The organism is Burkholderia diffusa (assembly GCF_902499115.1).
Lineage (GTDB): Bacteria > Pseudomonadota > Gammaproteobacteria > Burkholderiales > Burkholderiaceae > Burkholderia > Burkholderia diffusa.
Window position 1 is genome coordinate 116,529 of the sequence record NZ_CABVPN010000022.1, and the last position, 25,996, is coordinate 142,524.

25 protein-coding genes are annotated in these 25,996 nt (G+C 66.3%); 16 read left to right on the forward strand and 9 right to left on the reverse strand.

All coding sequences use genetic code 11. The features are described 5' to 3' along the window. Positions 1–141 precede the first annotated feature (141 nt). Both BTE28158_RS22345 and BTE28158_RS22350 read left to right on the forward strand, forming a co-directional pair. A complete protein-coding gene (locus BTE28158_RS22345) occupies positions 142–1,776 on the forward strand; it encodes an AMP-binding protein (RefSeq protein WP_151047488.1) in 1,635 nt (544 codons plus the stop codon). Further along, positions 1,776–2,945: an AraC family transcriptional regulator gene (locus BTE28158_RS22350; RefSeq protein ID WP_124627147.1), complete on the forward strand. Its 1,170-nt coding sequence runs from the start codon at positions 1,776–1,778 to the stop codon at positions 2,943–2,945. The genes BTE28158_RS22345 and BTE28158_RS22350 overlap by 1 nt, the downstream gene beginning before the upstream one ends. A 90-nt stretch (positions 2,946–3,035) precedes the next feature. On the opposite strand, the gene BTE28158_RS22355 is transcribed toward BTE28158_RS22350, so the two are convergent. Genes BTE28158_RS22355 through BTE28158_RS22380 form a run of 6 tightly spaced genes read right to left on the reverse strand, consistent with a single transcriptional unit; the run spans position 3,036 to position 7,325 of the window. Continuing rightward, positions 3,036–3,452, reverse strand: a complete 417-nt coding sequence (locus BTE28158_RS22355; RefSeq protein WP_239007334.1) for a type II 3-dehydroquinate dehydratase — start codon at positions 3,450–3,452, stop codon at positions 3,036–3,038. A 19-nt stretch (positions 3,453–3,471) separates the two neighbouring features. Next, on the reverse strand, positions 3,472–4,305 hold the full coding sequence (gene aroE, locus BTE28158_RS22360; protein ID WP_151047516.1) for a shikimate dehydrogenase: 834 nt from the start codon (positions 4,303–4,305) through the stop codon (positions 3,472–3,474). Continuing rightward, positions 4,305–5,525, reverse strand: a complete 1,221-nt coding sequence (locus tag BTE28158_RS22365) for a CaiB/BaiF CoA transferase family protein (protein ID WP_151047490.1) — start codon at positions 5,523–5,525, stop codon at positions 4,305–4,307. The genes aroE and BTE28158_RS22365 overlap by 1 nt, the downstream gene beginning before the upstream one ends. Continuing rightward, positions 5,525–5,983, reverse strand: coding sequence for a MaoC family dehydratase (locus BTE28158_RS22370; protein WP_124902581.1), 459 nt, complete (start codon positions 5,981–5,983; stop codon positions 5,525–5,527). The genes BTE28158_RS22365 and BTE28158_RS22370 overlap by 1 nt, the downstream gene beginning before the upstream one ends. 2 nt (positions 5,984–5,985) lie before the next feature. Then, positions 5,986–6,378 carry a VOC family protein gene (locus BTE28158_RS22375; RefSeq protein ID WP_059683932.1) on the reverse strand — a complete coding sequence of 131 codons (393 nt, stop codon included), beginning with the start codon at positions 6,376–6,378 and terminating at the stop codon, positions 5,986–5,988. Next, positions 6,375–7,325 (reverse strand): ketopantoate reductase family protein, encoded by a 951-nt coding sequence (locus BTE28158_RS22380; RefSeq protein WP_151047492.1) that lies wholly within the window; start codon positions 7,323–7,325, stop codon positions 6,375–6,377. The genes BTE28158_RS22375 and BTE28158_RS22380 overlap by 4 nt, the downstream gene beginning before the upstream one ends. A 99-nt stretch (positions 7,326–7,424) precedes the next feature. Here BTE28158_RS22380 and BTE28158_RS22385 point away from each other — a divergent pair, with 99 nt between their 5' ends. From BTE28158_RS22385 to BTE28158_RS22440, 12 genes are all read left to right on the forward strand, one after another. Continuing rightward, positions 7,425–8,327 (forward strand): LysR family transcriptional regulator, encoded by a 903-nt coding sequence (locus BTE28158_RS22385; protein WP_151047494.1) that lies wholly within the window; start codon positions 7,425–7,427, stop codon positions 8,325–8,327. A gap of 227 nt (positions 8,328–8,554) precedes the next feature. Then, entirely contained in the window at positions 8,555–9,235 is a 681-nt protein-coding gene (locus BTE28158_RS22390; protein WP_151047496.1) for a hypothetical protein, read from the forward strand. A 30-nt stretch (positions 9,236–9,265) separates the two neighbouring features. Further along, the gene (locus tag BTE28158_RS22395; protein ID WP_012366581.1) at positions 9,266–9,763 is read left to right on the forward strand and encodes an Lrp/AsnC family transcriptional regulator; all 498 of its coding nucleotides are present in this window, start codon (positions 9,266–9,268) and stop codon (positions 9,761–9,763) included. Positions 9,764–9,913: 150 nt separating this feature from the next. After that, the gene (locus tag BTE28158_RS22400; protein WP_151047498.1) at positions 9,914–10,993 is read left to right on the forward strand and encodes a homoserine dehydrogenase; all 1,080 of its coding nucleotides are present in this window, start codon (positions 9,914–9,916) and stop codon (positions 10,991–10,993) included. After that, a complete protein-coding gene (locus BTE28158_RS22405) occupies positions 10,990–12,420 on the forward strand; it encodes an aldehyde dehydrogenase family protein (RefSeq protein ID WP_151047500.1) in 1,431 nt (476 codons plus the stop codon). The genes BTE28158_RS22400 and BTE28158_RS22405 overlap by 4 nt, the downstream gene beginning before the upstream one ends. An 80-nt stretch (positions 12,421–12,500) precedes the next feature. After that, complete coding sequence (locus BTE28158_RS22410; RefSeq protein ID WP_012366578.1) at positions 12,501–13,298, forward strand: ABC transporter ATP-binding protein; 798 nt, start codon at positions 12,501–12,503, stop codon at positions 13,296–13,298. 32 nt (positions 13,299–13,330) lie between these two features. Then, positions 13,331–14,110: an ABC transporter substrate-binding protein gene (locus tag BTE28158_RS22415; RefSeq protein WP_151047502.1), complete on the forward strand. Its 780-nt coding sequence runs from the start codon at positions 13,331–13,333 to the stop codon at positions 14,108–14,110. Between the two features lie 66 nt (positions 14,111–14,176). Further along, entirely contained in the window at positions 14,177–14,860 is a 684-nt protein-coding gene (locus BTE28158_RS22420; protein ID WP_229202990.1) for an ABC transporter permease, read from the forward strand. A gap of 13 nt (positions 14,861–14,873) precedes the next feature. Beyond that, the gene (locus BTE28158_RS22425) at positions 14,874–15,569 is read left to right on the forward strand and encodes an ABC transporter permease (protein ID WP_151047504.1); all 696 of its coding nucleotides are present in this window, start codon (positions 14,874–14,876) and stop codon (positions 15,567–15,569) included. A gap of 44 nt (positions 15,570–15,613) precedes the next feature. After that, positions 15,614–16,783 (forward strand): trans-sulfuration enzyme family protein, encoded by a 1,170-nt coding sequence (locus BTE28158_RS22430; RefSeq protein WP_138849334.1) that lies wholly within the window; start codon positions 15,614–15,616, stop codon positions 16,781–16,783. Between the two features lie 104 nt (positions 16,784–16,887). Then, positions 16,888–17,817: a homocysteine S-methyltransferase family protein gene (locus BTE28158_RS22435; protein WP_151047506.1), complete on the forward strand. Its 930-nt coding sequence runs from the start codon at positions 16,888–16,890 to the stop codon at positions 17,815–17,817. Then, complete coding sequence (locus tag BTE28158_RS22440; protein ID WP_151047508.1) at positions 17,814–18,251, forward strand: Lrp/AsnC family transcriptional regulator; 438 nt, start codon at positions 17,814–17,816, stop codon at positions 18,249–18,251. Before BTE28158_RS22435 ends, BTE28158_RS22440 begins: the two co-directional genes overlap by 4 nt. 128 nt (positions 18,252–18,379) lie before the next feature. Here BTE28158_RS22440 and pntB read toward each other — a convergent pair whose 3' ends face one another. The 3 genes from pntB to BTE28158_RS22455 all read right to left on the reverse strand — a co-directional run bounded on the left by pntB (position 18,380) and on the right by BTE28158_RS22455 (position 22,454). Beyond that, positions 18,380–19,795 (reverse strand): Re/Si-specific NAD(P)(+) transhydrogenase subunit beta, encoded by a 1,416-nt coding sequence (gene pntB / locus BTE28158_RS22445; RefSeq protein ID WP_124627120.1) that lies wholly within the window; start codon positions 19,793–19,795, stop codon positions 18,380–18,382. Between the two features lie 13 nt (positions 19,796–19,808). Beyond that, on the reverse strand, positions 19,809–21,410 hold the full coding sequence (locus BTE28158_RS22450; protein WP_151052262.1) for a Re/Si-specific NAD(P)(+) transhydrogenase subunit alpha: 1,602 nt from the start codon (positions 21,408–21,410) through the stop codon (positions 19,809–19,811). A gap of 453 nt (positions 21,411–21,863) precedes the next feature. After that, the gene (locus BTE28158_RS22455) at positions 21,864–22,454 is read right to left on the reverse strand and encodes a dimethylsulfonioproprionate lyase family protein (protein WP_151052260.1); all 591 of its coding nucleotides are present in this window, start codon (positions 22,452–22,454) and stop codon (positions 21,864–21,866) included. A gap of 461 nt (positions 22,455–22,915) precedes the next feature. On the opposite strand from BTE28158_RS22455, the gene BTE28158_RS22460 reads away from it, so the two are divergent. Together BTE28158_RS22460 and BTE28158_RS22465 are read left to right on the forward strand one after the other, a co-directional pair. Further along, positions 22,916–24,706 (forward strand): acyl-CoA dehydrogenase, encoded by a 1,791-nt coding sequence (locus tag BTE28158_RS22460; RefSeq protein WP_124902595.1) that lies wholly within the window; start codon positions 22,916–22,918, stop codon positions 24,704–24,706. A gap of 79 nt (positions 24,707–24,785) precedes the next feature. Next, positions 24,786–25,996, forward strand: a 1,211-nt coding sequence (locus BTE28158_RS22465; protein ID WP_437340729.1) for an NAD(P)/FAD-dependent oxidoreductase, incomplete at its 3' end; no start/stop codon positions are given.

Below are 25,996 nucleotides of genomic sequence, written 5' to 3' on the forward strand. Positions count from 1 at the left end.
TCATCTTTTCGACCGCCCGGATCATTTTCAAAGCACCGTTGGCGGGCGATAGTCGTCGGTCAGGCGACGGCCCATGCGCATCCGGTGCGCGGGCCGCCGTGCGAACGGCGCTGCCTGGCGCCGTCCCCCGAGGAGCAGGACATGACGAAGAGACACTGGATCGGCTCGTACGGCTCGATCCCCGCCGAGATCGATGCCGATCGCCATCCTTCCGTAACCGCGCTGCTGGACGAAGCGATGCGCCGCTTTGCCGATCGCCCCGCGTTCCGTGCATTCGGCCGCACGCTGACCTACGCCGACGTCGACCGCCTGTCGGCCGCGCTCGCCGCATACCTGCAGCAGGTCGTGGGCGTGCGCAAGGGCGACCGCGTGGCCGTGATGCTGCCCAACGTGCTCGCGTTTCCGGTGACGTTCGTCGCGCTCGCGCGGATCGGCGCGATCCAGGTCAACGTGAATCCGTTCTACACCGCGCACGAGCTCGAACACCAGCTGAACGACGCGGGCGTCGAAGTGGCCGTGGTGTGCGGCGGATCGATGGGCACGTTCGCCGACGTGGTCGGCAAGACACGCATGCGAACCGTGCTGAGCGTCGGGCGCGGCGATCTCGGCGTCGTCGATGCGCCGGCCGGCGCGTGCGACGCGCTGCCGCCCGGCTCGATCCCGCTCGCGGACGCGATCGCCGCCGGCGAATCGCTCGCCTTCGAGCCGGTCGCGCTCGGCAGCGCCGATCTGCTGCTGCTGCAGTACACGGGCGGCACGACCGGGCTGTCGAAGGGTGCCGCGCTGTCGCACCGCAACCTCGTCGCGAACATCGAGCAGTTCGCGGCGATCGTACCTGCCGCGCGTCAGCCGGGCGAGGAGGTCGTCGTTACCGCGATCCCGCTGTATCACATCTTCGCGCTGACCGTGAACTTCCTGTCCTACTTCGCGATCGGCGCGGAGAACTGGCTCGTCGCGAACCCGCGCGACATGGACGGCTTCATCGACGTGCTGAAGGCGGCGCGGCCGTCGGTGTTCGTCGGCGTCAACACGCTGTATGCGGGGCTCGCGGGCCATCCGCGGCTGAAGGAAGTGGACTGGTCGCGGCTGAAGCTGTCGGCCGGCGGCGGCGCGGCGGTGATCGACGTGATCTCCGCGCGCTGGAAGGCGGTGACGGGCAACTTCATCCGCGAAGGGTACGGGCTGTCGGAAACGTCGCCGGTGGTCACCTTCAACCCGCAGTCGATCGACGCGTTCACGGGCACGACGGGCTTGCCGCTGCCGTCGACCGACGTGAAGCTGCTCGACGACCAGGATCGCGAGGTGGCGATCGGCGAAGCAGGCGAGATCTGCGTGCAGGGGCCGCAGGTGATGGGCGGCTACTGGCAGAAGCCGGAAGCGAACGCGGCGGCGTTCACCGCCGACGGCTACTTCCGCACCGGCGACATCGGCGTGTTCGACGCGGCCGGCTTCCTGAAGATCGTCGACCGCAAGAAGGACATGATCATCGTGTCGGGCTTCAACGTGTACCCGAACGAGGTGGAAGCCGCAGCCACGTCGCTGGCGGGCGTGGCCGAATGCGCATGCATCGGCGTGCCGGACGAGCGCACGGGCGAGGCCGTCAAGCTGTTCGTGGTGCTTGCGCCGGATGCGGCCGTCACCGAAGCGGAGATCGTCGCGCACTGCCGCGAGAACCTCGCGGCCTACAAGGTGCCGAAGCTGATCCGCCTGGTCGATCGGCTGCCGAAGTCGACGGTCGGCAAGATCCTGCGCCGGGAACTCAGCCGCGCCGACTGATGGCGCCGAAGCGCCGCGCGCCCGTCGGCGCGCGGGCCGGCACGCCGAAAGCCCCGAAGGCCCCGAAGGCCCGGTCCGGGCCGCTCAAGTACAATGCGAGCGGTTCGACCGACGGGGACGCGATGACCGGTTCAGACTCACCTTCCGCCCGGCCCGGGCAGGCGCTACCGTCGCCGAGCGCGACGGTGCCGATCTCGCTCGTCAACGGTTTTCTGGCGAGCGCCGGCGCGCGCCGCGACGTGGTCGAGCGCTACCTGCGCGGGGCCGGCATCCCGCTCGAGCTGCTCGGCGAGCCGCATGCGCGCGTGACGGAAGAGCAGTTCTCGACGCTGTACCGCACGCTCGCGATCGACCTCGACGACGAGATGCCCGGCATCTTCTCGCGCCCGCTGCGCGGCGGCACGCTGAAGTACCTGTGCCTGAGCCTGCTCGATGCGCGCAACCTCGAAACGGCGCTGCACCGTTTCGGCCAGTTCTTCCATATCCTGCTCGACGACTTCTTCGTCGAATCGAAGCGCGATGGTCTGGTCGCGCAGGTGCTGCTGCGGCCGAACCCGGCCGTCGGCCCGATCGGCGCGCTCGGCCAGGAATTGATGCTCAAGCTCGTGCACGGCGTGTGTTCCTGGCTGATCGGGCAGAAGATCCCGCTGCTGAAGATCGAGTTCGCGTGCCCGCGGCCGCGCCACGCGGTCGAGCACCTGTACTTCTTCACCGGTTCCGTGCAGTTCGACTGCGAACGCACGCTGATGCGCTTCAGCGCCGACTACCTCGACGCGCCGATCCGGCAGAGCAAGCGCAACCTGCGCAAGTTCCTCGCGCGCGCGCCCGGCGACTGGATCTTCGAATCGTTCAGCGAACAGCTCGTGTGCCATCGCGTGCGGCAATACCTGTCGGCGGCGCTGCCCGACCTGCCGGTGATCGACCAGGCGGCCGAGCATCTGCATTGTTCGGTGCGCACGCTGAGCCGCCACCTGGCCTCGGAAGGCACGACGTTCCAGGCGCTCAAGGATGAACTGCGGCGCGACATCGCGATCCAGCGGCTCACCGATACGCTCGACACGATCGCCGCGATCGGCGCCGATATCGGCTTCGACGATCCGAGCGCGTTCCATCGCGCGTTCCGCCACTGGACGGGCAGCACGCCGGGGACTTACCGGCGGCGCACGTAGTGCGGTTTTTTCGAACCCGATTTCAATCCCGCTCCCATAACCGGCATCCTTCGCGCGCTCCCATGGACGGCTCCCCGTCGTCACGCGTCATCATGCGTGCGGCATGCAGTTGCGCTTTTCGTATCGGGAATGGCGCACCGCGAAGATCGTCCACATCGCGTCGTTCGCCGTCACGAGCGGGCGGCGTCGCGTCGCGCTCGACGAATTCGACGGACAGGGCGAGCGCGTGAGGATGGCAAGGGCATCGCGAATGCCGTAGCTGTAATGCGTCCATGCCCCGGCGTTGATCAGCACCGCATCCTGGCGTTCCTCGAAAGCGCGATGAATGCGCTCGCACATCGCGCCTTCGCCGTTCGTCTGGAACGATTCCACCTGTACACCCAGTTCCTCCGCCAGCCCTTGCAGCCGTGCATCGATCTGCGCGAGCGTGATCGTCCCGTACTGTGCGGGGTCGCGCTTGCCGAACATGTTGTGATTGATGCCGTGCAGCATCAGGATCTTCTTCATGCGAATCTCCATCGCGTGTTCAATCAAAGGGCACGGCCAGCCGATCGATCACCGAGCTGGTCTCGGGGCGTACGCCGCGCCACCATGCGAACGCTTCGGCCGCCTGCTCGACCAGCATGCCGACACCATCCGCAATTCCGTGCACGCCTGCGTTTTTCGCGAGCCGCAGAAACGGCGTCAGACGCTTGCCGTATGCAAGTTCGTAGGCGGTGCCGGTCGGACTGAACACGCTCGGCGGGACCGGCGGCAGGTCGCCGGTCAGGCTCGCCGACGTCGCATTGACGACCAGGTCGAAACGCCCCATCCGTGCGAGGTCCGCGTAGCCGCCGGCAACGAGCGGACCGCGTCCGGCAACCTGCGCGACCAGGGCGCGCGCCTTGTCGACGTCGCGATTCGCGATGACCAGTTCAGCCGGTCCGGCTTCGAGGAACGGCAAAAGCGCGCCGCGTGCCGCGCCGCCCGCACCGAGCATCAGGACACGCTTGCCGGCCATCGGCAGATTGAGGTTCGCCTCGATATCGCGAACCAGGCCGATGCCGTCGAAGTTGTCGGCCAGGATGCGGCCGCCGTCGAACTTGAGCGCGTTGGCCGCGCCCGCGAGCTGCGCCCGCTCGCTGCGTTCGTCCGACATCGCGAACGCGTCGAGCTTGAACGGCGCAGTGACGTTGATGCCCTTGCCGCCGCCTTCGAAAAAGGCACGAACCGCGGCTGCGAAAGCGCCTGCCGGCTCGACGGGCCCCTCGATGGGCGTATAGCTGATGTCCTGACGCGTCTGCTGCGCGAAGAGGCCGTGTATCAGTGGGGATTTCGTGTGCCCGATCGGATTGCCGATCACCGCGTATGGGTCGGTCATCATTGGCTCGCTTTTGAATAGAGGACGCCGTCGGCCTGCATTGCGTCGATTTCGGCCGAATCGAATCCGAGGGAGCGCGCGACTTCCGCGTTGTGTTGTCCGAGATCGGGCGCGACGTCGCGAATCGTCGTATCGCAATCGGAAAACCGGAACGGCAGGTTGGGCAGGCGCAGCGTCCCGTAGCGCGGATGCTGTTGCTCGACGACCATGCCTCTCGCCTGGATCTGCGGATCGTTCAATACCTCGTCGATGCGCTGCACCTTCGCGCACGGAACGTCGATGCCGTCGAGCAGTTCGAGCACCGACGCGACGGAACGCGCGGCCACCCACGGCTCGACCACCGACAGAATCTCCGTGCGGTGCGCGTTGCGCCCGGTGCTGTCGTGAAACCGTGTGTCGGCGCCGAAGTCCGACGGGCCGCCGTGCGTCGCGATCAGCCCGGCGAAGCGTTTCCACGCGTCGTCGACTTGTGCGGCGATCACGAGATCGCCGTCCGCGGCACGGAACACGCCATAGAGTGTCGAGGTCGGCATGTCGTGCCCGGTCTGCTCGGGCAGCACGCCGTGCAGCGTGTAGCACTGCACCGCATATTCGTGCATCGATACCAGCGTGTCGTACAGCGCCATGTCGATGTGTTGCCCGCGGCCGCTCTTCACGCGCCCCAGCAGCGCGGCGTTGATCGCCGCGACCGCATGAATGCCGGTGTACATGTCGCCGAGCGAGATGCGCAGCAGCGGCGGCCGCTCGCCCGGCGTGCCCACCATCTGCATGATTCCGCTCCTGGCTTCCGCGATCAGCCCGAAGCCTGCGCGATGCGCGTCCGGACCGGTGTGCCCGTACGCCGAAATCGAACAGTAGACGAGGCCCGGATTGCGCGCCGACAATTCGGCATAGCCGAGCCCGAGCTTGTCCAGTGCGCCCGGCCGATAGTTCTCGATGAACACGTCGGCGGAGTCGCACAGCCGCTGCATGAACGCCTTGCCGCGCGCGTCCTTCATGTTGACGCTCACGCCGCGCTTGCCCATGTTGAGCTGCAGGAAGTAGCCGCTTTGCTGGTCGTCGAGCACGGTCGCGTGCTGGCGTCCGGCGTCGCCCGATCCGGGGCGCTCGACCTTGATGACTTCGGCGCCGAGCGCCGCGAGACAGCGCCCGACATACGGACCGGCAAGGAAGTGGCTGTAGTCGACGACGCGAATACCTTCGAGTGGGCGAGCCTGCATTACAGTGCCTCCGGGCGGCGCGGCACCATCAGGCGATGCTCGCCGCGTTGAACGACCTGATCGTCCTGATTGATCAGCTCCGACGGCAGCACGACGATGCCCCAATCCGGGCGGCTCTTGCTGGCCCGCATCGAGCCGACGCGGAACTTCACGTGCAGCACGTCGCCGACCTTGATCGGCAGCAGGAAATCCCAGCTCCAGCCGAGCGACATGCCCGGCAGAAAGCGATAGTCGCTCTGCGTCTTCAGGCCGTCGGCGATGGACAAGCCGAACAGCCCGTGCGCGACGAGGCACCCGAAATGGCTCGCGTTGGCGTATTCCTCGTCCACGTGGACGGGCGTATGGTCGCCGGTGAGGTCGGCGTACGCGAGAATGCGCTCCTTGGTCACGATGTAGCTCGGGCTCGTGCAGGTGTCACCCTCGCGGGCGTCGTCCCAGTATTTCTCGACGATCGTCATGGTCATGCCTCCGCGCGCGGGTTGATCGCCAGTGCCTGCGCCACGCAGGAAGCCGGCCTGGCCTGAATCAGTTCGACGGCGAGCCCGTCGGGCAGGCGAAGCCAGTTCCGCCCTTGCGGCATTTCCGACACGCCGAACCGTTGTGCCGCGGCCAGCGCGGCTTCCAGGTCTTCGCACATCACGCCGAGATGCGCGAGCCGGCCTTCCGGGCCATCGTGTTCCGGCGCGTGGATGAACTGCAGGCCGCCGAGCGTCCAGTACTGCCGCGGCGCGTCGAGCGTGCCGTCCACTTCGCGCAGGGTCATGCCGAGCACTTCCTCGAAGAAGCGGATGTGCCAGCGGATGTCCTTCACCCAGATCGCAACGTGTTCGAGATAGGCTTTCGTGGCATTCATGCGGCGGCCTCCTGCCGTTGGCGATCGGCCATCGCGCGTTCCAGCCCCTTGATGCAGGCGACGAGCGTTGCATTGACCGGGGTCGGCACGCCGTAGCGCTGCCCCCAGCGCACGACCGAACCGTTGATGAAGTCGATTTCGGTGATCGAGCCCTTCTCGAGGCTTTGCAGCATCGACGTCTTGAAGGTCGCGGGGAGCCCCTCGGCGGCGAGCGTCCAGGCCTGTTCCGGATCGGTCATCGACAGCTTGACGCCGGCCGCCTGCGCCGCCGAGATCGCCTCGGCCACGGCCGCGAGCGACGTCGCCTTCAGCAGCGGCTCATCGTAAAGCTGCCCGTAGGTGAGGCCGGTAAGGCCGGTCAGCGCACCCGTCGCGACATTCACCAGCAGCTTGTCCCACATGGTGCCGACGATGTTGTCGCTGATCGTCGTGGCGAGGCCGGCGGCATCGAACGCGGCGGCGATTGCCTGCACGCGCGGTGTGATGCGGCCGTCGAGTTCGCCGATATAGGTGTACTTGCCGATCACGCCGGATTCGATATGGCCCGCGCCGCGCAGCACGCCGCCGACGTAGGTCTTGCCCGCGAGGACGCGCTCGCGGCCGACGACGTCGATCAGGATGTCCTCGTGTCCGAGGCCGTTCTGCAGCGACAGCACGGCGGTATCCGGACCCACCAGCGATTGGGCGCCGCGGATGGCCGCGTCGGTTTGGAACGACTTGACCAGCACCACCACCAGGTCGGCCACGCCGACATCGGCAGCCTGAGTCGTCGCGTGGACGCGTACGTGGCGGGTGCCGCCCGCGTCGTCGACGCGCAGGCCGTCACGGCGCATCGCATCGACGTGTGCAGGCGAGCGGTCGATCAGCCAGGTCTCGTGGCCGCCTTGGGTAAGGGTGGCGCCGATCGCGCAGCCCAGCGCGCCAGCGCCCAGAATTGCTATTTTCAATGGCTTCTCCTTGACGTATGGCATCACGATAGGAGTCGCCGCTCATGCCGACAATGCAATGGATACAATGACATCATTGCCACGGACAATAACGCCACGATGCCCGCCGACCTGCCCGACCTGAAGCTGCTTCAGCTTTTCGATCTCCTGTACGACGTGCGCAGCGTCACGCGCGTCGCCGAGCAACTGGGCCAGAGCCAGCCGACGGTCAGCATCTGGCTGGGGCACTTGAGGGAACACCTGCACGATCCGCTCTTCATCCGGACACCCGGCGGCATGGCGCCGACACCGCAAGCCGACGCGCTGATCGGGCCATGCCGGGAAATTCTCGAATCGCTTCGGCGCTTCACCGCATGGGAGATCGCATTCGATCCAGCGACGGCCCAGCGACGCTTTCGTATCTGCATGACCGACGCGAGCCACATCACGCTGCTTCCAAGGCTGCTGGCCCATGTCCGGGCGCAGGCGCCCGGCGTCCGGCTGGAAGTCGCACGGATCGACGGCAATACGGAACGCGTGCTCGAATCCGGCGAAGCCGATCTCGCGATCGGGTATGTGCCGTGGCTGGGTGGCGGCATTTATCAGCAGAAGCTGTACGACCAGGACTGGGTATGTCTGGCCAACCGGCATCATCCGAGGATTCGCGGCCGCCTCGGGGCCAAGCAGTATCGTTCCGAAGGACATGTCGCCATCACCGCGGGAACCGGGGCGCAACTCCTCGAACAGGCGCTGCGGCAGGCGCGCATCGAGCGAGACGTGGTGCTGGAGTTGCCGGGTTTTCTGGGTCTGGGTGCGATCGTCCAGACGACCGACCTGATCACGACGCTACCCCGTCATATCGGCCAGACACTGGCTCAGGCGAGTGATCTGGCGGTTCATGCGTGTCCGATCCCGGTCGACGGGTTTGCGGTACGGCAGCATTGGCATGCGCGATATCACCATGAGGCAGGCAACCGGTGGCTGCGCGGCGTCGTGATTCAACTGTTCGGTGCATCGCAGTGACCTGCGGCTCTGGCGTTCGCGAGGGACGCCAGACGGGCCGGCACCTGGCTGGATGCAAAACGTCCGTCGAGCGGTATTTTTCGACGTTTTGCGTCGAAGTTCGATGCGGTTGAGATTTTTTTAGTCGCATCGAGGCGATATGATTTCTCCAGCCCCAACATAGTCGGCCAAACCATGAAGCGCGCCAGCATCGCTGCGACGCGGCCCCGCAAGCACGAGAGAGTTGTATGCCGGACACGCCAATCGTCATCGTTGAACACGCCCGCAGGCGAACCGCTCAAGTCCGGGCCGGCGACGTCCCCGCCGCCTTGCAGGATGGTCCCAAGTGGGTGTGCAGGATCGTCCCGGAGCACGCGCAGCAGTCCCGCGAAGGGCACCGGTCCGCTGCAAGCGCGGCTGAAGTGCTCGGCCGACTGAAGCCTGCGAACGTCGTTTTGACGGACCCTGTCCCGAGCGCCGGCGGCTGGCTGGCGCGTGCTTCGACCGACGGGGCCGGCCGGTGTCGCGCCTATGCGCATCTCGGGGCGGACCGGGTTCTCGAGATGGTCGGCATGCCGGCCGTCGGCCCGTGGCTCGACGAGCACGACACCTGGTGGCCCGGCGCGTACGAGTTGCCGCTGCTCGAACAGTTGTCCGCGAACGCGTCGCCTCTGCGCGACCTGCTCGGTGCGACTGCATCCGCCCATCTGATGATGAGCCTGACCGAAGTCGACGGCACTGCACTCGTGACCGAATCGGACGATGGCATCGAGCGTCCGTTCCGAATTCCCGCGGGTGTGGATACGATCCATTTCGCACCAGTACGTATCTGCGGGCCAGCGGCGCAGTGGCGCGAAACGCTCGTTACCGCGTTCGACCGTGTCCGGCATCTGGTCGGGCTCAGATCGGCGCGCCCTTTCTATCTTTGACGCAAGCACCCGTTTCCGGCAGGCCACGCCATGACCGACGCACTCGACTCCTTCGACCGCAAGATCCTGAATATCGTCCAGCGCGATTGCACCGCGACTGCGGATGCCATTGCCGAACGAATCGGCCTGTCCACGTCGGCCGTGCAAAAGCGGCTGAAGCGCATGCGCACCGAAAAGATCATTTCGGCGGAAATCGCGGTGGTCGATCGCGCGGCGGTCGGCAGGCCGATGACGTTCATCGCGGCGATCGAGATCGAACGCGAAAACTACGAGACGGTCGCCCGGTTCCGCGAGTGGTCGAAGGCGCATGACGAAATCCAGCAGATCTACTACGTGACCGGCTCCGTCGACCTGATCGCGATCATCACCGCGCACGACGTCGAGGCGTACGACCGGCTGTCCGCGCGGATCATGCAGAGCAATCCGATGATCCGCCGGATCAACACGAATGTCGTGCTGAGCGCGGTCAAGGTCGGGCTGTTCGTGCCGGTCGACAAGGACGGCGACGACGAACCGTCGGCCACCTGACGTACTCGTTTCGCGCGGGACGGGCGATCCGTCCGTCCCGCATTACAAACCGCAACGGATGATGACTTGAATCGGGCGAAACGCCTAATTTGAAAATCGATTCGCATAACTAACCTGTGTCGTGTCGTCAATGAACAGGAGAAGATCAAGATGGAACTCAAACTGGCACTGGTCGGTTTCGGCGGAGTCAATCAGGGACTCGTCGATTTGCTCAAAAAGAAGCGTGCGATGCTGGGTGCGGCGGGACTCGACGTATTGGTGACGACGGTCGCCGACCTGCGGCTCGGGATCGCGACGAATCCTCGCGGTATCGCGCTGGACGTCCTCGACGAAACCGCTCGGCGGGGTGTCGATGCCGAAGCGCTGCGTCGCGATCCCGGCACGCTGGTGTCGCCGGACGTCAGCCTCGGCGCGGTGCTGAAGGCCATCGCGTCGGAACACGTGGATGTCGTCATCGAGGCGACCTTCACCGATCCGAACACCGGTGAGCCCGCGCTGTCGCATTGCCGTACCGCGCTCGAATGCGGCAAGCACGTAATCACGACCAACAAGGGGCCGATCGCGCTCGCGCAGCCGGCACTGGCGCGGATCGCCGCGCAATCGGGTGCTTGTGTGATGTACGAGGGCACGGTGATGAGCGGCACGCCGGTGCTGCGGCAACTAGCGACCTCGCTGCGCGGCTGCGACATCCACGGCTTCGCCGGCATCCTGAACGGCACGTCGAATTACGTGCTCGGTGAGGTCGAGGCCGGCGCGAGCTTCGATGCGGCGATCCGGGATGCGCAGCAGCGCGGCTATGCGGAGGCGAACCCGGCGGCTGACGTCAACGGTTCGGACGTACAGCTGAAGGTCGTCATTCTGGCGAACGCATTGTGGAATGCCGGCCTCAAGCGTGGCGACGTGACGTGCCGCGGCATCGTGGAACTGACGGAGCACGACGTGCGCGCAGCGGCGGCGGAGCGCACGTCCTGGCGGTTGATCGGATCCGCCATCCGCCATCCGGACGGCACCGTTACCGCGAGCGTCGAACCGCGCAAGCTGCCGGCCGGCCATCCGCTGCTTGCCGCGAGCGGCGTGACGAATGCGATCACGTTCGACACCGACGTGCTCGGCGGCGTGACGATCAGCGGGCCGGGTGCAGGCCGCGAGGAAACGGCGTTCGCGATCCTCTCCGACCTGATCGAACTGGCGGACAGGATTGGCGCAGCCTCGCACGAGGTGACGGCATGAGCGCGCGCGATGCGGTGATGAGCGACTGCACGGCAGCCGGCGTAGCCGATGTTCGGTCGCCGTATGACGGCTCGATCGTCGGCCAGGTTCGTCTGTCGCGAGCCGATGCGGCGCCGGTCCTCGTCGAGCGCGCGCTCGACGGCGCGCGCGCGGCCGCAACCATGCCGCGCAGCCAGCGGGCCGACATCCTGTTTCGCGCAGCCGCGAGCGTCGAGGCACAAGCGGAGACATTCGCACGCACGATCGCGCTCGAAGCGGGCAAGCCGCTGCGGCAGGCCCGCAAGGAAGTCGCGCGCTGCGTGAACACGCTGCGCCTGTCGGGCGAGGAAGCGAAACGACTCAACGGCGAGACGATCCCGTTCGACGGGTATCCCGGCTCGGAGGATCGCAGCGGCTACTACACGCTGGAGCCGCTGGGCGTGATTCTCGCGATCACGCCCTTCAACGACCCGTTGAACCTCGTCGCACACAAGCTCGGGCCGGCGATCGCGACCGGCAATGCGGTCATCCTGAAGCCCTCGTTGCTCGCACCTCTGTCCGCACAGGCGCTCGTCGAGGTTCTGTGGGATGCCGGTGCGCCGCGCGCCGCGCTGCAGATCGTGCACGGCGGCGCGGATATCGCGTCCGCTCTGGTGCGCGACCGGCGGATCCGGATGGTGACCTTTACCGGTGGCCCGCAGACCGGCGAGGCCATCACGCGCGATGCGGGACTCAAGAAGATGGCGATGGACCTGGGCGGAAATGCGCCGGTGATCGTCATGGCCGACTGCGACCTGAAGGATGCCGCCGAATCGTGCGTGTCGGGCGCGTTCTGGGCGGCGGGACAGAACTGCATCGGCACGCAGCGGATCTTCGTCGCCGAGGCCGCGTACGAGCCGTTCGTGCGGTATTTCGTGGAACTGACCGGCAGGATGGTCGTCGGCGATCCGCTGGACGATGCGACCGACATGGGGCCGATGATCGGCGAGGAGCAGGCGACGCGCATCGAGCGCTGGGTCGACGAAGCAGTCGCGGGCGGTGCGACGGTGCTGACCGGCCATCGGCGGCGCGGGGCGCTGTATGAACCGACGGTGCTCGCGGATGTGCCGCACGACGCGCGTGTCTGGACCGACGAGGTATTCGCGCCGGTCGTGACCATCGAGAAATTCACCGACCTGCAGCAGGCGCTCGACGCGGCCAACGCGTCGGAGAGCTGCCTGCATGCAGGCGTGTTCACCAACCGCCTGGAGGTGGCGCTCGGCGCGGCCGAGCGCCTGCAGGCGGGCGGCGTGATGATCAACGATTCGTCCGATTACCGCTTCGACGGCATGCCGTTCGGCGGATTCAAGCATGGGTCGCTGGGTCGCGAAGGCGTTCGATTCGCGATGACGGAAATGACGCAGCCGAAGGTGGTCTGCTTCAGGCGCAACCGGCGGCTGTCGAGCTGATGCGCAAGCGCGGGCCCCTCGCGGGCCGGCGCGGCGCGAACCGGAGCGGTGTGAGCAACGTATCGAAGAAGGAGTCGAGGATGCCAGCAGCAATTCCTGCATGCAAACCGGCGGCGGACGCGCTGGTGGTCGAGGATATTCACAAGTCGTTCGGCGGTGTCGAGGTGCTGAAGGGCATCTCGCTGACCGCGAAGAATCATGAGGTCGTGTCGATCCTCGGCAGCAGCGGGTCGGGAAAAAGTACGTTCCTCAGGTGCATCAACTTGCTGGAAATGCCCGACCGTGGCCGGATCTGCGTGAATGGCGAAACGCTCGCGCTGAAACGGGCAGGCCGCGACGGCGCGCTCGTCGCGGCCGACGCGCGGCAGGTGATGCGCGTGCGCCGCAAGCTTGCGATGGTGTTCCAGCAGTTCAACCTCTGGGCGCACATGACCGTGCTGCAGAACGTGATGTTCGTGCCGGTGCGCGTGCTCGGCGTGCCGAAGCGCGACGCCCGCGACAAGGCGATCGCGATGCTCGAACGGGTCGGGCTCGCCGGCAAGTGCGAACACTATCCGAACCAGCTGTCGGGCGGCCAGCAGCAGCGCGTCGCGATTGCACGAGCGCTCGCGACCGACCCCGACGTGATGCTGTTCGACGAGCCGACATCGGCGCTCGATCCGGAGCTCGTCGGCGAAGTATTGAAGGTGATGCGCTCGCTGGCGGACGAGGGGCGCACGATGCTCGTCGTCACGCACGAGATGGGATTTGCGCGCGAAGTCGCGAACCGCGTCGTGTTCGTTCACCAGGGACGAATCGAGGAAGACGGCAGTCCCGACGAGGTATTCGCGAGCCAGAAATCGCCGCGTTTCCAGAAGTTTCTGTCCAGCATCATCTGATGCGGATTCAACGTCAACCGGAGGGGGAAATCATGAAAAAGCTGCTTCAGTCGCTGTGCGTGGGCGCGGCATTGTTCGGTTCGGTCGCGCATGCCGAGCAGGTCGTGCGGGTCGGCACGCTCGCCGATTACGCGCCGTTCGAATACAAGGATGCATCCGGCAAGCTGCAGGGCATGGAGATCGACATCGGCAAGAAGATGTGCGACACGATGAAGGTCAAGTGCCAGTGGGTGACGATGGATTTCGACGCGCTGATTCCTGCACTCAAGGCGAAGCAGATCGATGCGGTGCTCGCGCAAATGTCGAAGACGCCGGAGCGTGAGCAGTCGGTGGACTTCACGCGCATTTTCACGACGGCGCCCGTGCAGCTCGTCGCGAAGCAGGGCTCGGGCATCACGGACAACGCCGCCACCCTGCGTGGCAAGACGATCGGCGTTCAGACGGCATCGACGCACGAATCCTATCTGCGCCGCCGCCTGCCGGCGAGCAAGTCGGGGATCAACGTGAAGGTCTATCAGACGCTCGACGAGGCGTGGCTCGATCTCGCGGCCGGGCGCGTCGATGCGGTATTTGCCGACAACACGGTCGCGTACGACTGGTTGACGAAGGCCGGCAGGAAGGAGGGTTTCGACTTCGTCGGCAAGCCGATCGCCGATGCGGAGATCTTTGGCGACGGTACGGCGATCGCGGTACGCAAGGGCGACGCGCCGTTGAAGGCGCTGTTCGACAAGGGCATCGCGCAGGTGCAGGCGGACGGCACGTTCGCCGCGGCCAACAAGCGCTATTTCCCGTTCAGCATCGCGCCGCAATAACCGCGCATCGGCACCGCGCGGGCGCCGGACGGCGGCCTGCGCGATCCGCGTCTTACACGGAGCGACATGACGATGGACATCTTGATGAACTACGGGGCGCAGATCGCGGCTGGCGCGCTCGTCACGCTGGAGCTTGCGGTCGCCGCGCTGTGCGTCGGCATGCTGCTCGGCATCGCCGGTGCGTCGGCAAAACTGTCGAGCCTGGGGTGGCTCAGGCATGCGACCTATGCGCTGACCAATTTCCTGCGCGGCATTCCCGAGTTCCTGATCCTGTTGATCTGCTACTTCGGGCTGTCGCATCTGCTCAACGCGCAATTCGATGGCGCCATTGTCATCAGCCCGTTCTCCGCCGGCGTGATCGCGCTCGCCGTGGTGTTCGGCGCCTATTCGTCGGAGATGTTCCGCGGCGCGTTCATCGCGGTGCCGGCCGGACAGATCGAGGCCGCGCGCGCGTACGGGATGACACGCCTGCAGACACTGTGGTACGTGCGGCTGCCGCAGGCGTGGCGCATCTGCCTGCCGAGCCTGAACAACATGTGGCAGAACCTGCTGAAGGACACGTCGCTGGTGTCGATCGTCGGGCTCGAGGACATGTTGCGCAAGGCGAACATCGCCGCGCAGTTCACCAAGCAGCCGTTCGTCTTCTACGTGACGGTCGGAATCGTCTATTTCGGCTTTCTCGCCGCATCCAACCCCGTGTTCGCGTGGCTCGAGCGCATCGCGGGCCGCGGTTACGCAAAACGCACCTGAAGAGGGCCATGTGATGAACGACTTTCTTTCCCTCATCGCGCAGTCCGGCCCGGACGTCGCGCGCGGCATATGGATCACGCTCGAGCTGCTGGTGCTGTCATGCACCCTTGCGTTCGCGCTCGCGGTGCCGCTGGCTGTCGCGCGCACGTCGGCGTGCCGGTGGTTGTCGACACCGAGCCGCCTGTTCATGTCGGTGTTTCGCGGCACGCCGCTGCTGGTGCAGATTTTCGTGCTGTATTACGGGCTCGCGCAGTTCTCGATCGTGCGTGCGTCGCCGCTGTGGCTGCTGGTCGGCGGATCGTTCTCGTGTGCGTTGTGCGCGCTGACGCTCAATCTCGCGGCCTACATGGCGGAAGACATCCGGGGCGGGATCGCCGGCGTCCCCGCCGGCGAGAAGGAAGCCGCGCTCGCATTCGGGATGAGCCGCTTCATGCTCACCTGGTTCGTGATCGTGCCGCGCGCGATCGGCATCGTCGCACCGACGCTCGGCAACGAGATCGTGCTGCAGCTGAAGTCCACCGCGCTTGCCAGCACGATCACCGTGCTCGACCTGACCGGTGTCGCGCGACGCATCTCCATCGAAACCTATACGACCGACGCGTTGATGCTGGCCGGCATCGTGTACGTCGGTATCACGGCTGTGCTTTCGACCGCGCTCAAACGCGTCGAAGGTCTGCTGAATCGCCATCTGGGCAGCGTGCGTGCCTGACGGGCGCCGCATGAACGCGACACAACGAACGATCCGAGGACGACATGGGATACAAGCTTGAAACGCTGGCGCTCGCCGCTGACCGCGACGTGACCGACGAGAAGTCGGTCGCGCCGGCGATCCACTATTCGGCGGTATTCAAGGCAGCCGGCAGCGAGGAATTCGCGGAGATGTCGAGCGTGCCGCAGCATCCGCGCAACTACACCCGCTACGGCAATCCGGTTCACGAGCGCGTGAAGGCGATCATGGCGGAGCTCGAGGGCACCGAGACCGCGCTCGTCACGGCATCCGGAATGGGCGCGATCGCGACCGCGATCCTCAGTGTCGTGAAGGCCGGCGATCATGTGGTCGGCCAGACGCGTCATTACATGAGCACCACGAAGCTGCTCGACGACATGCTGCGCCGGTTCGGCGTCGAGGTGACGTTCGTCGACCAGACGGACGTGGCCGCGTTCGATCGCGCGATCCGGCCGAACACACGGCTGATCGTGCTCGAGTCGCCGGTCAATCCGCTGCTGCTCGTGACCGACATCGCCGCGGTGACCGAAATCGCAAGAGCCCGCGGCATCCTCACGCTCGCGGACAACACGTTCGCGTCGCCGATCAATCAGCAACCGCACCGGCTCGGTGTCGACATCGTCGTGCACAGCGCGACCAAGTATCTGGGCGGCCATCACGACCTGACGGGCGGCGTGATCTGCACGAGCCGCGTGCTCGCCGAGCAGATCTGGCATACGCACATCACGCTCGGGGCGGTGCTGTCGCCGATGGACGCGTGGCTGCTGCTGCGCGGGCTGCGCACGCTGCCGATGCGCGTCGAGCGGATCAACGCGAACGCTCAGGCGCTCGCCGAATTCCTCGAAGCGCACGAGAAGATCGAGCGCGTGTTCTATCCGGGCCTGCGCAGCCATCCGCAGCATGGGCTCGCATGCCGGCAGATGCGCGGTTTCGGCGGCGTGGTTGCGTTCGGTGTGCGGGGAAGCTACGGCGAAGCGCAGCGCTTTGTCGAGGCGCTGCGCTTGCCGCTGAATGCAGGCAATCTCGGCGGCGTCGATTCGCTCGCGATCCATACGGCGTCCATGTGGGCGGGCACGATGTCGGCGGAGCAGATGCGCGCTGCCGACATCCCGCTCAATTTCATCCGCTATTCGGTTGGCATCGAGCACATCGACGACCTGAAAAGCGATATCGCGCAGGCATTGGAGCAGATCTGACACGGACCCGCGCGCACGCTCGATCGAAGCCCCACGCGCGTCGCGCCGGCCTTTGAATCGATTCGCGCACGAGATGCGTGAATTGCAACGACGGAGCACGGACTATGCATGACATCACGGTACTCGACGGCGGCATGGGCCGCGAACTGGCACGGATGGGCGCGCCGTTCAGACAGCCGGAATGGTCGGCGCTCGCACTGATGGAAGCGCCGCATTACGTCGGCCTTGCGCACGACGCATTCATCGCGGCGGGTGCTGACGTGATCACCGCGAACAGCTATGCGGTCGTGCCGTTCCATATCGGCGAGGAGCGGTTCCGTCGCGACGGTGTCGCGCTCGCGGCACTTGCCGGGCAACTCGCGCGGCAAGCGGCAGACCGCGCAGCGCGGCCCGTGCGCGTCGCAGGATCGCTTCCGCCGACCGGCGGTTCCTACCGACCCGACCTGTTCGACGCAGCGCGCGCGGATGCGATCCTGGCGACGCTCGTCGATGGGCTCGATCCATATGTCGACCTGTGGCTGGCCGAGACGCAGAGCCTGACGGACGAGATCGGCGCGGTCCGGCGTGCGCTCGATGCGAATCCGAAACCGCTCTGGGTCTCGTTCACGCTGCGCGACGACGTCGACGCAGGCGCCACGCCGGTACTGCGATCGGGACAGACGCTCGACGAAGCGATCGACGCCGCCGTGTCCGCGCGCGCGACCGCGCTGCTGTTCAACTGCAGCCAGCCGGAAGTGATGGGTGCGGCGATCGAGACGGCGCAGCGCACGCTCGAGAGAGCGGGAACGTCGCTCGTGATCGGCGCGTATGCGAACGCGTTTCCGCCTCAGCGCGCCGATGCGCGCGCGAACGAGGAACTCGACGGCCTGCGCGGCGACATCGATCCGCCCGGCTATGCAAGATGGGCAGAGCAGTGGCTTGCGCTGGGCGCGCGGATCGTCGGCGGGTGTTGCGGAATCGGCCCCGGCCACATCGCGGCATTGCGCGACGCGGTCGATGCGCGCGGCGCCGGGTACACCGGATTCGGACAATGAAGATCGACGGCCTGGACCAGAAGATAATCGACGCGTTGTGTGTCGATGCGCGGATTCCGCTCGCGGTATTGGCCGACAGGATCGGTCTGTCCAGGCAGGCGGTCCGGAACCGGATCGACCGGCTCGAAGCGCTGAACATCATTGCCGGCTATACGGTGCGGCTCGCAGTGCCCGACGATGTCGTGCCGGTGCGCGCCGTGATGCTGGTGTATCGCAAGGACCGGATGCGCGGCGCCGACGTGCTCGCCGCGCTCGAGCGGATCGCCGAGGTGCGCGATTGCGCGGTCCTCAGCGGCGAGGTCGATTTGCTGGTGCAGATCGAGGCGGCCACACACGAGCGCATCAGCGACATCTGGGCAACGATCAGCGCGCTGGACGGCGTGCAAAACATGACGACCAGTTTCGTGCTCGACTCCGTTGTCCACAAGCGCTGACTAAACCGGCGCAATGGGAAAAGGGCAGGTGGGGAGCTGCTCGTCGCCCGGTTCGGCGTGCGTGTCGGCGTATCGAAGCCACGCGGCGCCGGAGCGGCTTGCTGCCCGCTCCACGCGCGTGGCCGTACTCAGGCTTTCAGTGCACCGAAGATTTCATTGAGCATCGACTTCGCGTCGCCGAACAACATGCGGTTGTTGTCCTTGTAGAACAGCGGATTGTCGACGCCCGCATAGCCGGACGCCATGCTGCGCTTCATCACGATCGACGTCTTCGCTTTCCACACTTCCAGCACCGGCATGCCGGCGATCGGGCTCGACGGATCGTCCTGCGCGGCCGGGTTCACGATGTCGTTCGCGCCGATCACCATCGACACGTCGGCCTCGGGGAAGTCGCCGTTGATCTCGTCCATCTCCAGCACGATGTCGTACGGCACCTTCGCTTCCGCCAGCAGCACGTTCATGTGCCCCGGCATGCGGCCCGCAACCGGATGGATCGCAAAACGCACGTCGACGCCCTTCTCGCGCAGCAGCTTCGTCAGCTCGAACACCGTGTGCTGGGCCTGCGCAACGGCCATCCCATAGCCGGGTACGATGATCACGCGCTTCGCTTCGCGCAGCAGCTCGGCCGTCTCCGCCGCGCTCACCGCGACCGCCTCGCCGGCCGGCTGCGCCGCGCCGCCGCCTGCTGCCGCCGGTGCGCCCGCGCCGCTGCCGAAGCCGCCCGCGATCACGCTGATGAAGTTGCGGTTCATCGCGCGGCACATGATGTACGACAGGATCGCACCGGACGAGCCCACCAGCGCGCCGATCACGATCAGCAGGTCGTTGCCGAGCATGAAGCCGGTGGCCGCCGCCGCCCACCCCGAGTAGCTGTTGAGCATCGACACCACGACCGGCATGTCCGCGCCGCCGATCGCCATCACCATGTGCACGCCGAACAGCAGCGAGATCACGGTCATCACGACGAGCGGCAGCATGCCGTCCTGGATCGTCTCGGCATGCAGGAACGCGCGGCCGTAGTAGATCACGATCAGCAGCGCGGCCAGGTTCATCCAGTGCCGCGCCGGCAGCAGCAGCGGCTTGCCGCCGATCTTGCCCGACAGCTTGCCGAACGCGATGATCGAGCCCGCGAAGGTGACGGCACCGATCAGGATGCCGACATAAATCTCGACCTCATGAATGGCCTTCTCCGCGCCGGTGAATTGCAGCGACGTGTCGATGTAGCTCGCGAAGCCGACCAGGCAGGCCGCGAGGCCGACCAGGCTGTGCATCAGCGCGACCAGTTCCGGCATCTGCGTCATCTGCACTTTCTTCGCGGCGTACAGGCCGACCGCGCCGCCGACGACGAGCGCGGCGATCACGTACGGAATGCCCGCGGCCGACACGCGCGGCCCGGCCACGGTGGCCAGGACGGCGATCAGCATGCCGATCATGCCGAGCAGGTTGCCGCGGCGCGCGGTTTCGGGGTTCGCGAGGCCGCCGAGGCTCAGGATGAACAGGATCGCGGCGCCGATATAGGAGACGGTAGTCAGGTTGGAAGTCATTGTTGTCGTCCCCTTATTTGCGGAACATCGCCAGCATGCGGCGCGTGACCGCGAAGCCGCCGAACATGTTGACGGCCGTGAGCGTGAGCGCGCCCACCGCCAGGCCGAGGATCAGCCCGGACGGGCGGTCGCCCGCGTTGGCCAGTTCGTCCAGCGGCGGCGCGACCTGCACGAGCGCGCCGATCGCGATGATCGACGAGATCGCGTTGGTCACGCTCATCAGCGGCGTGTGCAGCGACGGCGTGACGTTCCAGATCACCATGTAGCCGACGAAGCACGCGAGCACGAATACCGTGAAGTGCGACAGGAAGCTGGCCGGCGCGAACTGGCCGACCAGCAGGAATGCCAGCGCGCCGATCGCGAATACGATCGCGAGCGCCTTGGCCGACATCGGCTCGCCGCTGTGGCCGTGGCCTTTCGACTTCGCCGGGGCGGCCGCCGCGGGTGCGGCTGCCGGGGGCTTGGGCGCGACGGCCGCCTGCTTGATCGGCGGCGGCGGCCAGGTGACGTTGCCTTCCTTGATCACGGTGAGGCCTCGGATCGCGTCGTCGTCGAAGTCGACGTTGATCGTGCCGTCCTTGGCCTTGCACAGCTCCTCGATCACGCGCAGCAGGTTCGTCGCATACAGCGTCGACGACTGCCGCGACAGGCGCGACGCGAGATCGGTGTAGCCAACGATCGTCACGCCATGGCGCACGACCGCCTCGCCGGGCACGGTGAGCTCGCAGTTGCCGCCCTGCTCGGCGGCCATGTCGACGATCACGCTGCCGGGCTTCATCGACTGCACCATCTCGGCGGTGATTAGCTTCGGCGCCGGCTTGCCGGGGATCAGCGCGGTGGTGATGATGATGTCGGCATCCTTCGCCTGTTGCGCGTACATCGCGCGCTGCGCCTGCTGGAAGCCCTCGCTCATCACCTTCGCGTAGCCGCCGCCGCCCGAGCCTTCCTCTTCGTAGTCGACCTTGACGAACTCGCCGCCCAGCGACTTGACCTGATCGGCCACCTCGGCGCGCGTGTCGTTCGCGCGCACGATCGCGCCGAGACTCGCGGCGGTGCCGATCGCGGCCAGCCCGGCCACGCCGGCGCCGGCGATGAACACTTTGGCCGGCGGGATCTTGCCGGCTGCCGTGACCTGGCCGTTCAGGAAGCGGCCGAACGCATGCGCGGCCTCGATCACGGCGCGATAGCCGCTGATGCTGGCCATCGACGTGAGCGCGTCCATCTTCTGCGCGCGCGACAGCGTGCGCGGCAGCGAATCGATCGCCAGCACCGTGGCGCGCTTCGCGGCCAGCTGCTGCATCAACTCGGGGTTCTGCGCGGGCCACACGAAGCCGATCAGCGTGCCGCCCTCGCGCATCAGCGCGACTTCGTCGGCGCTCGGCGGGCGGACCTTGAACACGATATCGCTGCCGGACCAGAGCTCGGCGGCGGTGGCGGCGATGCTCGCACCGGCCGCGCGATATGCGTCGTCGTCAAAGTTCGCGCCGGCCCCGGCGCCGCTTTGGACGGCCACCGTAAAACCCAGCTTGATCAGTTTCTCGACCACTTCGGGGACGGACGCAACGCGCCGCTCCTGAGTGGCTGTCTCCAGAGGAATCCCAATCTGTAATGTCATAGTATGAAAGATGGGTGATAGATCGGTGATGGCCATCGCGAAGCGCTCGGGCCGGTGCGTCAAGGTACCAGAATCATGTGCGTGTTTAGTGGAGTGCGTGACGGTCTGCGTCAAAAATAGAACGACCGTTCGCTGAATGCGGATAGAGTATGCCGCATAACGATGAGGCTATCGGGGACACAAATGCGTCGAACGCGTTTTCCGGTGTTCTGTTGCGTTTTATCCACGCGCGGGCGATATCGCGTCGGCCGAATGGATGTTGACGATGCGATCGGATCACCGCTTCCACGGTGCGGCGCAGCCGCGCGACGGGACTGCGTGAGCTTCCCATAACCGGCTTCCTGCGCGGTTTCCCATGGCCGGCTCCCCATTGGCGATTCCGACCGACCGGCTGGTCAATGGCCGGCTGCTTGTCGCAGGCGAATTCGTTGGTATCACGCGTCGATCGTCGGATCAATTCAGCAGGCACCAGATCGCGAGGAACGGCGCGTGGCCGGAGCGCATCGCGTGCAGTGCGCCAGGCGCATTGTGGATGCCGCCGCCGATCCCGGGATCGAACCACGCGCCGTTTCGCTGCCGGAATTCGCCGGCCGTCATGAGCACGTACGCTTCCTCCGGTGCGTGACCATGATCCGGATATCTGACGTCGGGCATCATCAACGAGAAGCCGAGCTGGATGTCGTCACGGCTTTCCGCGCCGCCGGGCCCGCAGATCATCCCGTTCACGTGCCCGTCGATGTAGTTCGGGCTGCCGTCCTTGCCGGACGTGCGACGCGACCATCCGATCGCGGGTTCAAGCGACTTGATCAGCCGTGCGACGGTGGCGAACGTCGGGCTGACGCCCGCGACCGACTCGAGCGCCGGGTCGAGCCATTCGCATGCGGGGTATCGCACCGGGAGCCGCGTTCCGTCGTCCGACGGGGTCCGCAGCCGTGCGAATACTTGCGGCGCGAATGCGCGCGCGGCGGGTGGAAGCTTGTCCGACTCGAACAGATCGCCGGCGACCCGGACGAAATCCGCGATGTCTTTCGGGCGTACACTCATCCTGGTTTCTGCTCCCGCGCTCGCTTGGCCTGATGACACGAAAGTCTACGCAGAAACCTGCCGGCCCGGACAGCGAAAAAGGGCGGCCGATTTGGCACCGGCCGCCATGTGCCCGCCGCGACTTCCGTCCATCCCGAGGCGCCTTCGGCGACTTTCCATCATCAACGCCCGGTCTTCGGCTTCGCCGGCGATTCGAGTCGCCAGCCAACCCATCCGGCCGGCACGCGGATTGCGCGTCGTTTGTGCCGCAATCGGCATCCGAACCCGCCACCCGGGCGCCCGTTTCCGCCATCGCCGCGCGCATCGCGTGGCCGGTTTTGTCACCATGTGGGCCGGATATGACAATGGAAAACCGCCGGCACGGCATTACGATGGGCCACGACGTCGCCTGGCGCTGGCCGGTTTTGCCGCAGCCGCCCGGGCCGCGCGCCTCATTCACCGCCTGATTTGGAACATCGACCATGAGCTATAACGCCCCTGTCAAGGACATGCTGTTCGTGCTGAAGGAACTCGCGGGCATCGACACCGTCGCGCAGTTGCCGGGCTTCGAGGAAGCCGGCTACGACACCGCGCAGGCCGTGCTCGACGAATCCGCGAAATTCTGCGGTGAAGTGCTGGCGCCGCTGAATGTCGAGGGCGACCGCAACCCGAGCAGCTGGAAGGACGGCGTCGTGACGGCGACGCCCGGCTTCGGCGCCGCGTTCCGCCAGTTCGTCGAAGGCGGCTGGCAAGGTTTGCAGCACCCGGCCGAATATGACGGCCAGGGGCTGCCGAAGCTGATCGCGACGCCGTGCATCGAGATGCTGAATGCGTCGAACCTGTCGTTCGCGCTGTGTCCGCTGCTCACCGACGGCGCGATCGAGGCGCTGCTGACGGCCGGCACCGACGAACAGAAGCAACGCTACGTGCCGAAGCTGATCTCGGGCGAATGGACCGGCACGATGAACCTGACCGAGCCGCAGGCCGGCTCCGACCTGGCGCTGGTGCGCTCGCGCGCCGAGCCGCAGGGCGACGGCACGTACAAGGTGTTCGGCACGAAGATCTTCATCACGTGGGGCGAGCACGACATGGCGGACAACATCGTCCACCTGGTGCTGGCGCGCACGCCGAACGCGCCGGAAGGCGTGAAGGGCATTTCGCTGTTCATCGTGCCGAAGTTCCTGGTCAACGAAGACGGTTCGCTCGGCGCTCGCAACGACGTGCACTGCGTGTCGATCGAGCACAAGCTCGGGATCAAGGCGAGCCCGACCGCGGTGCTGCAATACGGCGACCACGGCGGTGCGGTCGGCTATCTGGTCGGCGAGGAGAATCGCGGCCTCGAATACATGTTCATCATGATGAACGCGGCGCGCTTCGGCGTCGGGATGCAGGGGATCGGCGTGGCCGACCGTGCGTACCAGAAGGCCGCGGCATTCGCGAAGGAGCGTGTGCAGAGCCGCCCGGTCGACGGGTCGGCGAAGCAGTCGGTGACGATCATCCATCACCCGGACGTGCGCCGCATGCTCGGCACGATGCGCGCGCTGACCGAAGGCGCGCGGGCGCTGGCCTATGTGGCAGCCGCGCACAGCGACATTGCCCACCGCCATTCGGACGAGGCGACGCGCACGCGTCATCAGGCAATCTACGAATATCTGGTGCCGGTCGTGAAGGGCTGGAGCACGGAGATGGTGAACGACGTGGCGAGCCTGGGCGTGCAGGTGCATGGCGGGATGGGCTTCATCGAGGAAACCGGCGCCGCGCAGTACTACCGCGACGCGCGAATCCTCGCGATCTACGAAGGCACGACCGCGATCCAGGCGAACGACCTGGTCGGCCGCAAGACGATGCGCGACGGCGGCGCGGTGGCGAAGGCGCTGATCGCGGAGATCGGCGAGACCGTCGCGGCGCTCGGCAAGGTGGACGGCGCTGCGGCCGCGTCGATGAGGGCGCAGCTCGAGAAAGGCGCGCGCTCGCTGTCGACGGTGGTCGACTACGTGGTCGCGAACGTGAAGCAGGATCCGAACGCGGTGTTCGCGGGCAGCGTGCCGTACCTGAAGCTGGCCGGCGTGGTGCTGTGCGGATGGCAGATGGCGCGCGCACTGCTGGCGGCGCACGCGAACCGCGCGAGCGACACGGCGTTCTTCGATGCGAAGATCGCGATCGCACAATGCTACGCGGAACACGTTCTCGTGCAGGCAGGCGGGCTCGAAGCGTCGATCGTCGGCGCGAAGGGTAGCGAGAGCGTGCTCGCGTTGACGGAAGACCAGTTCTGACCGTAACGGTCGGGGCGCAGGAGGAGACAGGATTTTGACCACACAGGACTTGCTCGCGCAATACGGCCCGCGCGAATCGATGGAATACGACGTCGTGATCGTCGGCGGCGGCCCCGCCGGGCTGTCGGCGGCGATCCGGCTCAAGCAGCTGGCCGCCGAGAAAGGCACCGAGATCGGCGTGTGCGTGCTCGAGAAGGGCTCCGAGATCGGCGCGCACATCCTGTCGGGCGCGGTGATGGACCCGCGCGCGATCACCGAACTGTTCCCCGACTGGAAGGAACAGGGCGCGCCGCTCACCGTCGAGGTGACGGAGGACCGCTTCCTGTTCCTGTCGGAAAAGAGCGCGATCACGACGCCGAACTGGGCGCTGCCGGCCAACTTCCAGAACCACGGCAACTACGTGATCTCGCTGGGCAACGTCACGCGCTGGCTCGGCCAGCAGGCGGAAGCGCTGGGCGTCGAGATCTTCCCGGGCTTCCCGGCTGCGGAGATCCTGTACAACGACGACGGCTCCGTGAAAGGTGTCGCGACCGGCAACATGGGCGTGGGCAAGGACGGCGAGCCGACCGAGAACTTCCAGCTCGGCATGGAGCTGCACGCGAAGTACACGCTGTTCGCCGAAGGCTGCCGCGGCCACCTCGGCCGGCAGCTGATCTCGAAGTTCAAGCTCGACGCGAACGCCGATCCGCAGGCGTACGGAATCGGCATCAAGGAACTGTGGGAAATCGATCCCGCGAAGCACAAGCCGGGCCTCGTGATCCACACGGCCGGCTGGCCGCTGAAGTCGGACACCTACGGCGGCTCGTTCCTGTATCACATGGACAACAACCAGGTCGTGGTCGGCTTCGTGGTGGGCCTGGGCTACACGAACCCGTATCTGTCGCCGTTCGAGGAATTCCAGCGCTACAAGACGCACCCGTCGATCCGCGCGTTCCTGGAAGGCGGCAAGCGCGTGTCGTACGGCGCGCGGGCGATCACGGCCGGCGGCCTGCTGTCGCTGCCGAAGACGGTGTTCCCGGGCGGCGCGCTGATCGGCGACGACGCGGGCTTCCTGAACGCATCGCGGATCAAGGGCAGCCATGCGGCGATCAAGACGGGCATGCTGGCGGCGGACGCCGCGTTCGACGCGCTGCAGGCCGGCCGCCAGAGCGACGAGCTCAACGCGTATCCGGACGCCTTCAAGCAGTCGTGGCTGCATACGGAGCTGTACCGTGCACGCAACTTCAAGCAGTGGATGGCGAAGGGCCTGTACCTGGGCACGCTGATGGTCGGGCTCGAGCAGAAGGTGAT

What these genes read in the sequence shown, in the direction of transcription:
- BTE28158_RS22355 (WP_239007334.1), bottom strand. Translation starts at nt 3,452, where the DNA reads ATGAAGAAGATCCTGATGCTGCACGGCATCAATCACAACATGTTCGGC.
- BTE28158_RS22450 (WP_151052262.1), bottom strand. Translation starts at nt 21,410, where the DNA reads ATGACATTACAGATTGGGATTCCTCTGGAGACAGCCACTCAGGAGCGG.
- BTE28158_RS22375 (WP_059683932.1), bottom strand. Translation starts at nt 6,378, where the DNA reads ATGAATGCCACGAAAGCCTATCTCGAACACGTTGCGATCTGGGTGAAG.
- BTE28158_RS22435 (WP_151047506.1), top strand. Translation starts at nt 16,888, where the DNA reads ATGCATGACATCACGGTACTCGACGGCGGCATGGGCCGCGAACTGGCA.
- BTE28158_RS22365 (WP_151047490.1), bottom strand. Translation starts at nt 5,525, where the DNA reads ATGCAGGCTCGCCCACTCGAAGGTATTCGCGTCGTCGACTACAGCCAC.
- BTE28158_RS22370 (WP_124902581.1), bottom strand. Translation starts at nt 5,983, where the DNA reads ATGACGATCGTCGAGAAATACTGGGACGACGCCCGCGAGGGTGACACC.
- BTE28158_RS22425 (WP_151047504.1), top strand. Translation starts at nt 14,874, where the DNA reads ATGAACGACTTTCTTTCCCTCATCGCGCAGTCCGGCCCGGACGTCGCG.
- BTE28158_RS22440 (WP_151047508.1), top strand. Translation starts at nt 17,814, where the DNA reads ATGAAGATCGACGGCCTGGACCAGAAGATAATCGACGCGTTGTGTGTC.
- pntB (WP_124627120.1), bottom strand. Translation starts at nt 19,795, where the DNA reads ATGACTTCCAACCTGACTACCGTCTCCTATATCGGCGCCGCGATCCTG.
- BTE28158_RS22460 (WP_124902595.1), top strand. Translation starts at nt 22,916, where the DNA reads ATGAGCTATAACGCCCCTGTCAAGGACATGCTGTTCGTGCTGAAGGAA.
- BTE28158_RS22350 (WP_124627147.1), top strand. Translation starts at nt 1,776, where the DNA reads ATGGCGCCGAAGCGCCGCGCGCCCGTCGGCGCGCGGGCCGGCACGCCG.
- BTE28158_RS22430 (WP_138849334.1), top strand. Translation starts at nt 15,614, where the DNA reads ATGGGATACAAGCTTGAAACGCTGGCGCTCGCCGCTGACCGCGACGTG.
- BTE28158_RS22420 (WP_229202990.1), top strand. Translation starts at nt 14,177, where the DNA reads ATGACGATGGACATCTTGATGAACTACGGGGCGCAGATCGCGGCTGGC.
- BTE28158_RS22410 (WP_012366578.1), top strand. Translation starts at nt 12,501, where the DNA reads ATGCCAGCAGCAATTCCTGCATGCAAACCGGCGGCGGACGCGCTGGTG.
- BTE28158_RS22345 (WP_151047488.1), top strand. Translation starts at nt 142, where the DNA reads ATGACGAAGAGACACTGGATCGGCTCGTACGGCTCGATCCCCGCCGAG.
- BTE28158_RS22405 (WP_151047500.1), top strand. Translation starts at nt 10,990, where the DNA reads ATGAGCGCGCGCGATGCGGTGATGAGCGACTGCACGGCAGCCGGCGTA.
- aroE (WP_151047516.1), bottom strand. Translation starts at nt 4,305, where the DNA reads ATGACCGACCCATACGCGGTGATCGGCAATCCGATCGGGCACACGAAA.
- BTE28158_RS22395 (WP_012366581.1), top strand. Translation starts at nt 9,266, where the DNA reads ATGACCGACGCACTCGACTCCTTCGACCGCAAGATCCTGAATATCGTC.
- BTE28158_RS22455 (WP_151052260.1), bottom strand. Translation starts at nt 22,454, where the DNA reads ATGAGTGTACGCCCGAAAGACATCGCGGATTTCGTCCGGGTCGCCGGC.
- BTE28158_RS22390 (WP_151047496.1), top strand. Translation starts at nt 8,555, where the DNA reads ATGCCGGACACGCCAATCGTCATCGTTGAACACGCCCGCAGGCGAACC.
- BTE28158_RS22385 (WP_151047494.1), top strand. Translation starts at nt 7,425, where the DNA reads ATGCCCGCCGACCTGCCCGACCTGAAGCTGCTTCAGCTTTTCGATCTC.
- BTE28158_RS22415 (WP_151047502.1), top strand. Translation starts at nt 13,331, where the DNA reads ATGAAAAAGCTGCTTCAGTCGCTGTGCGTGGGCGCGGCATTGTTCGGT.
- BTE28158_RS22400 (WP_151047498.1), top strand. Translation starts at nt 9,914, where the DNA reads ATGGAACTCAAACTGGCACTGGTCGGTTTCGGCGGAGTCAATCAGGGA.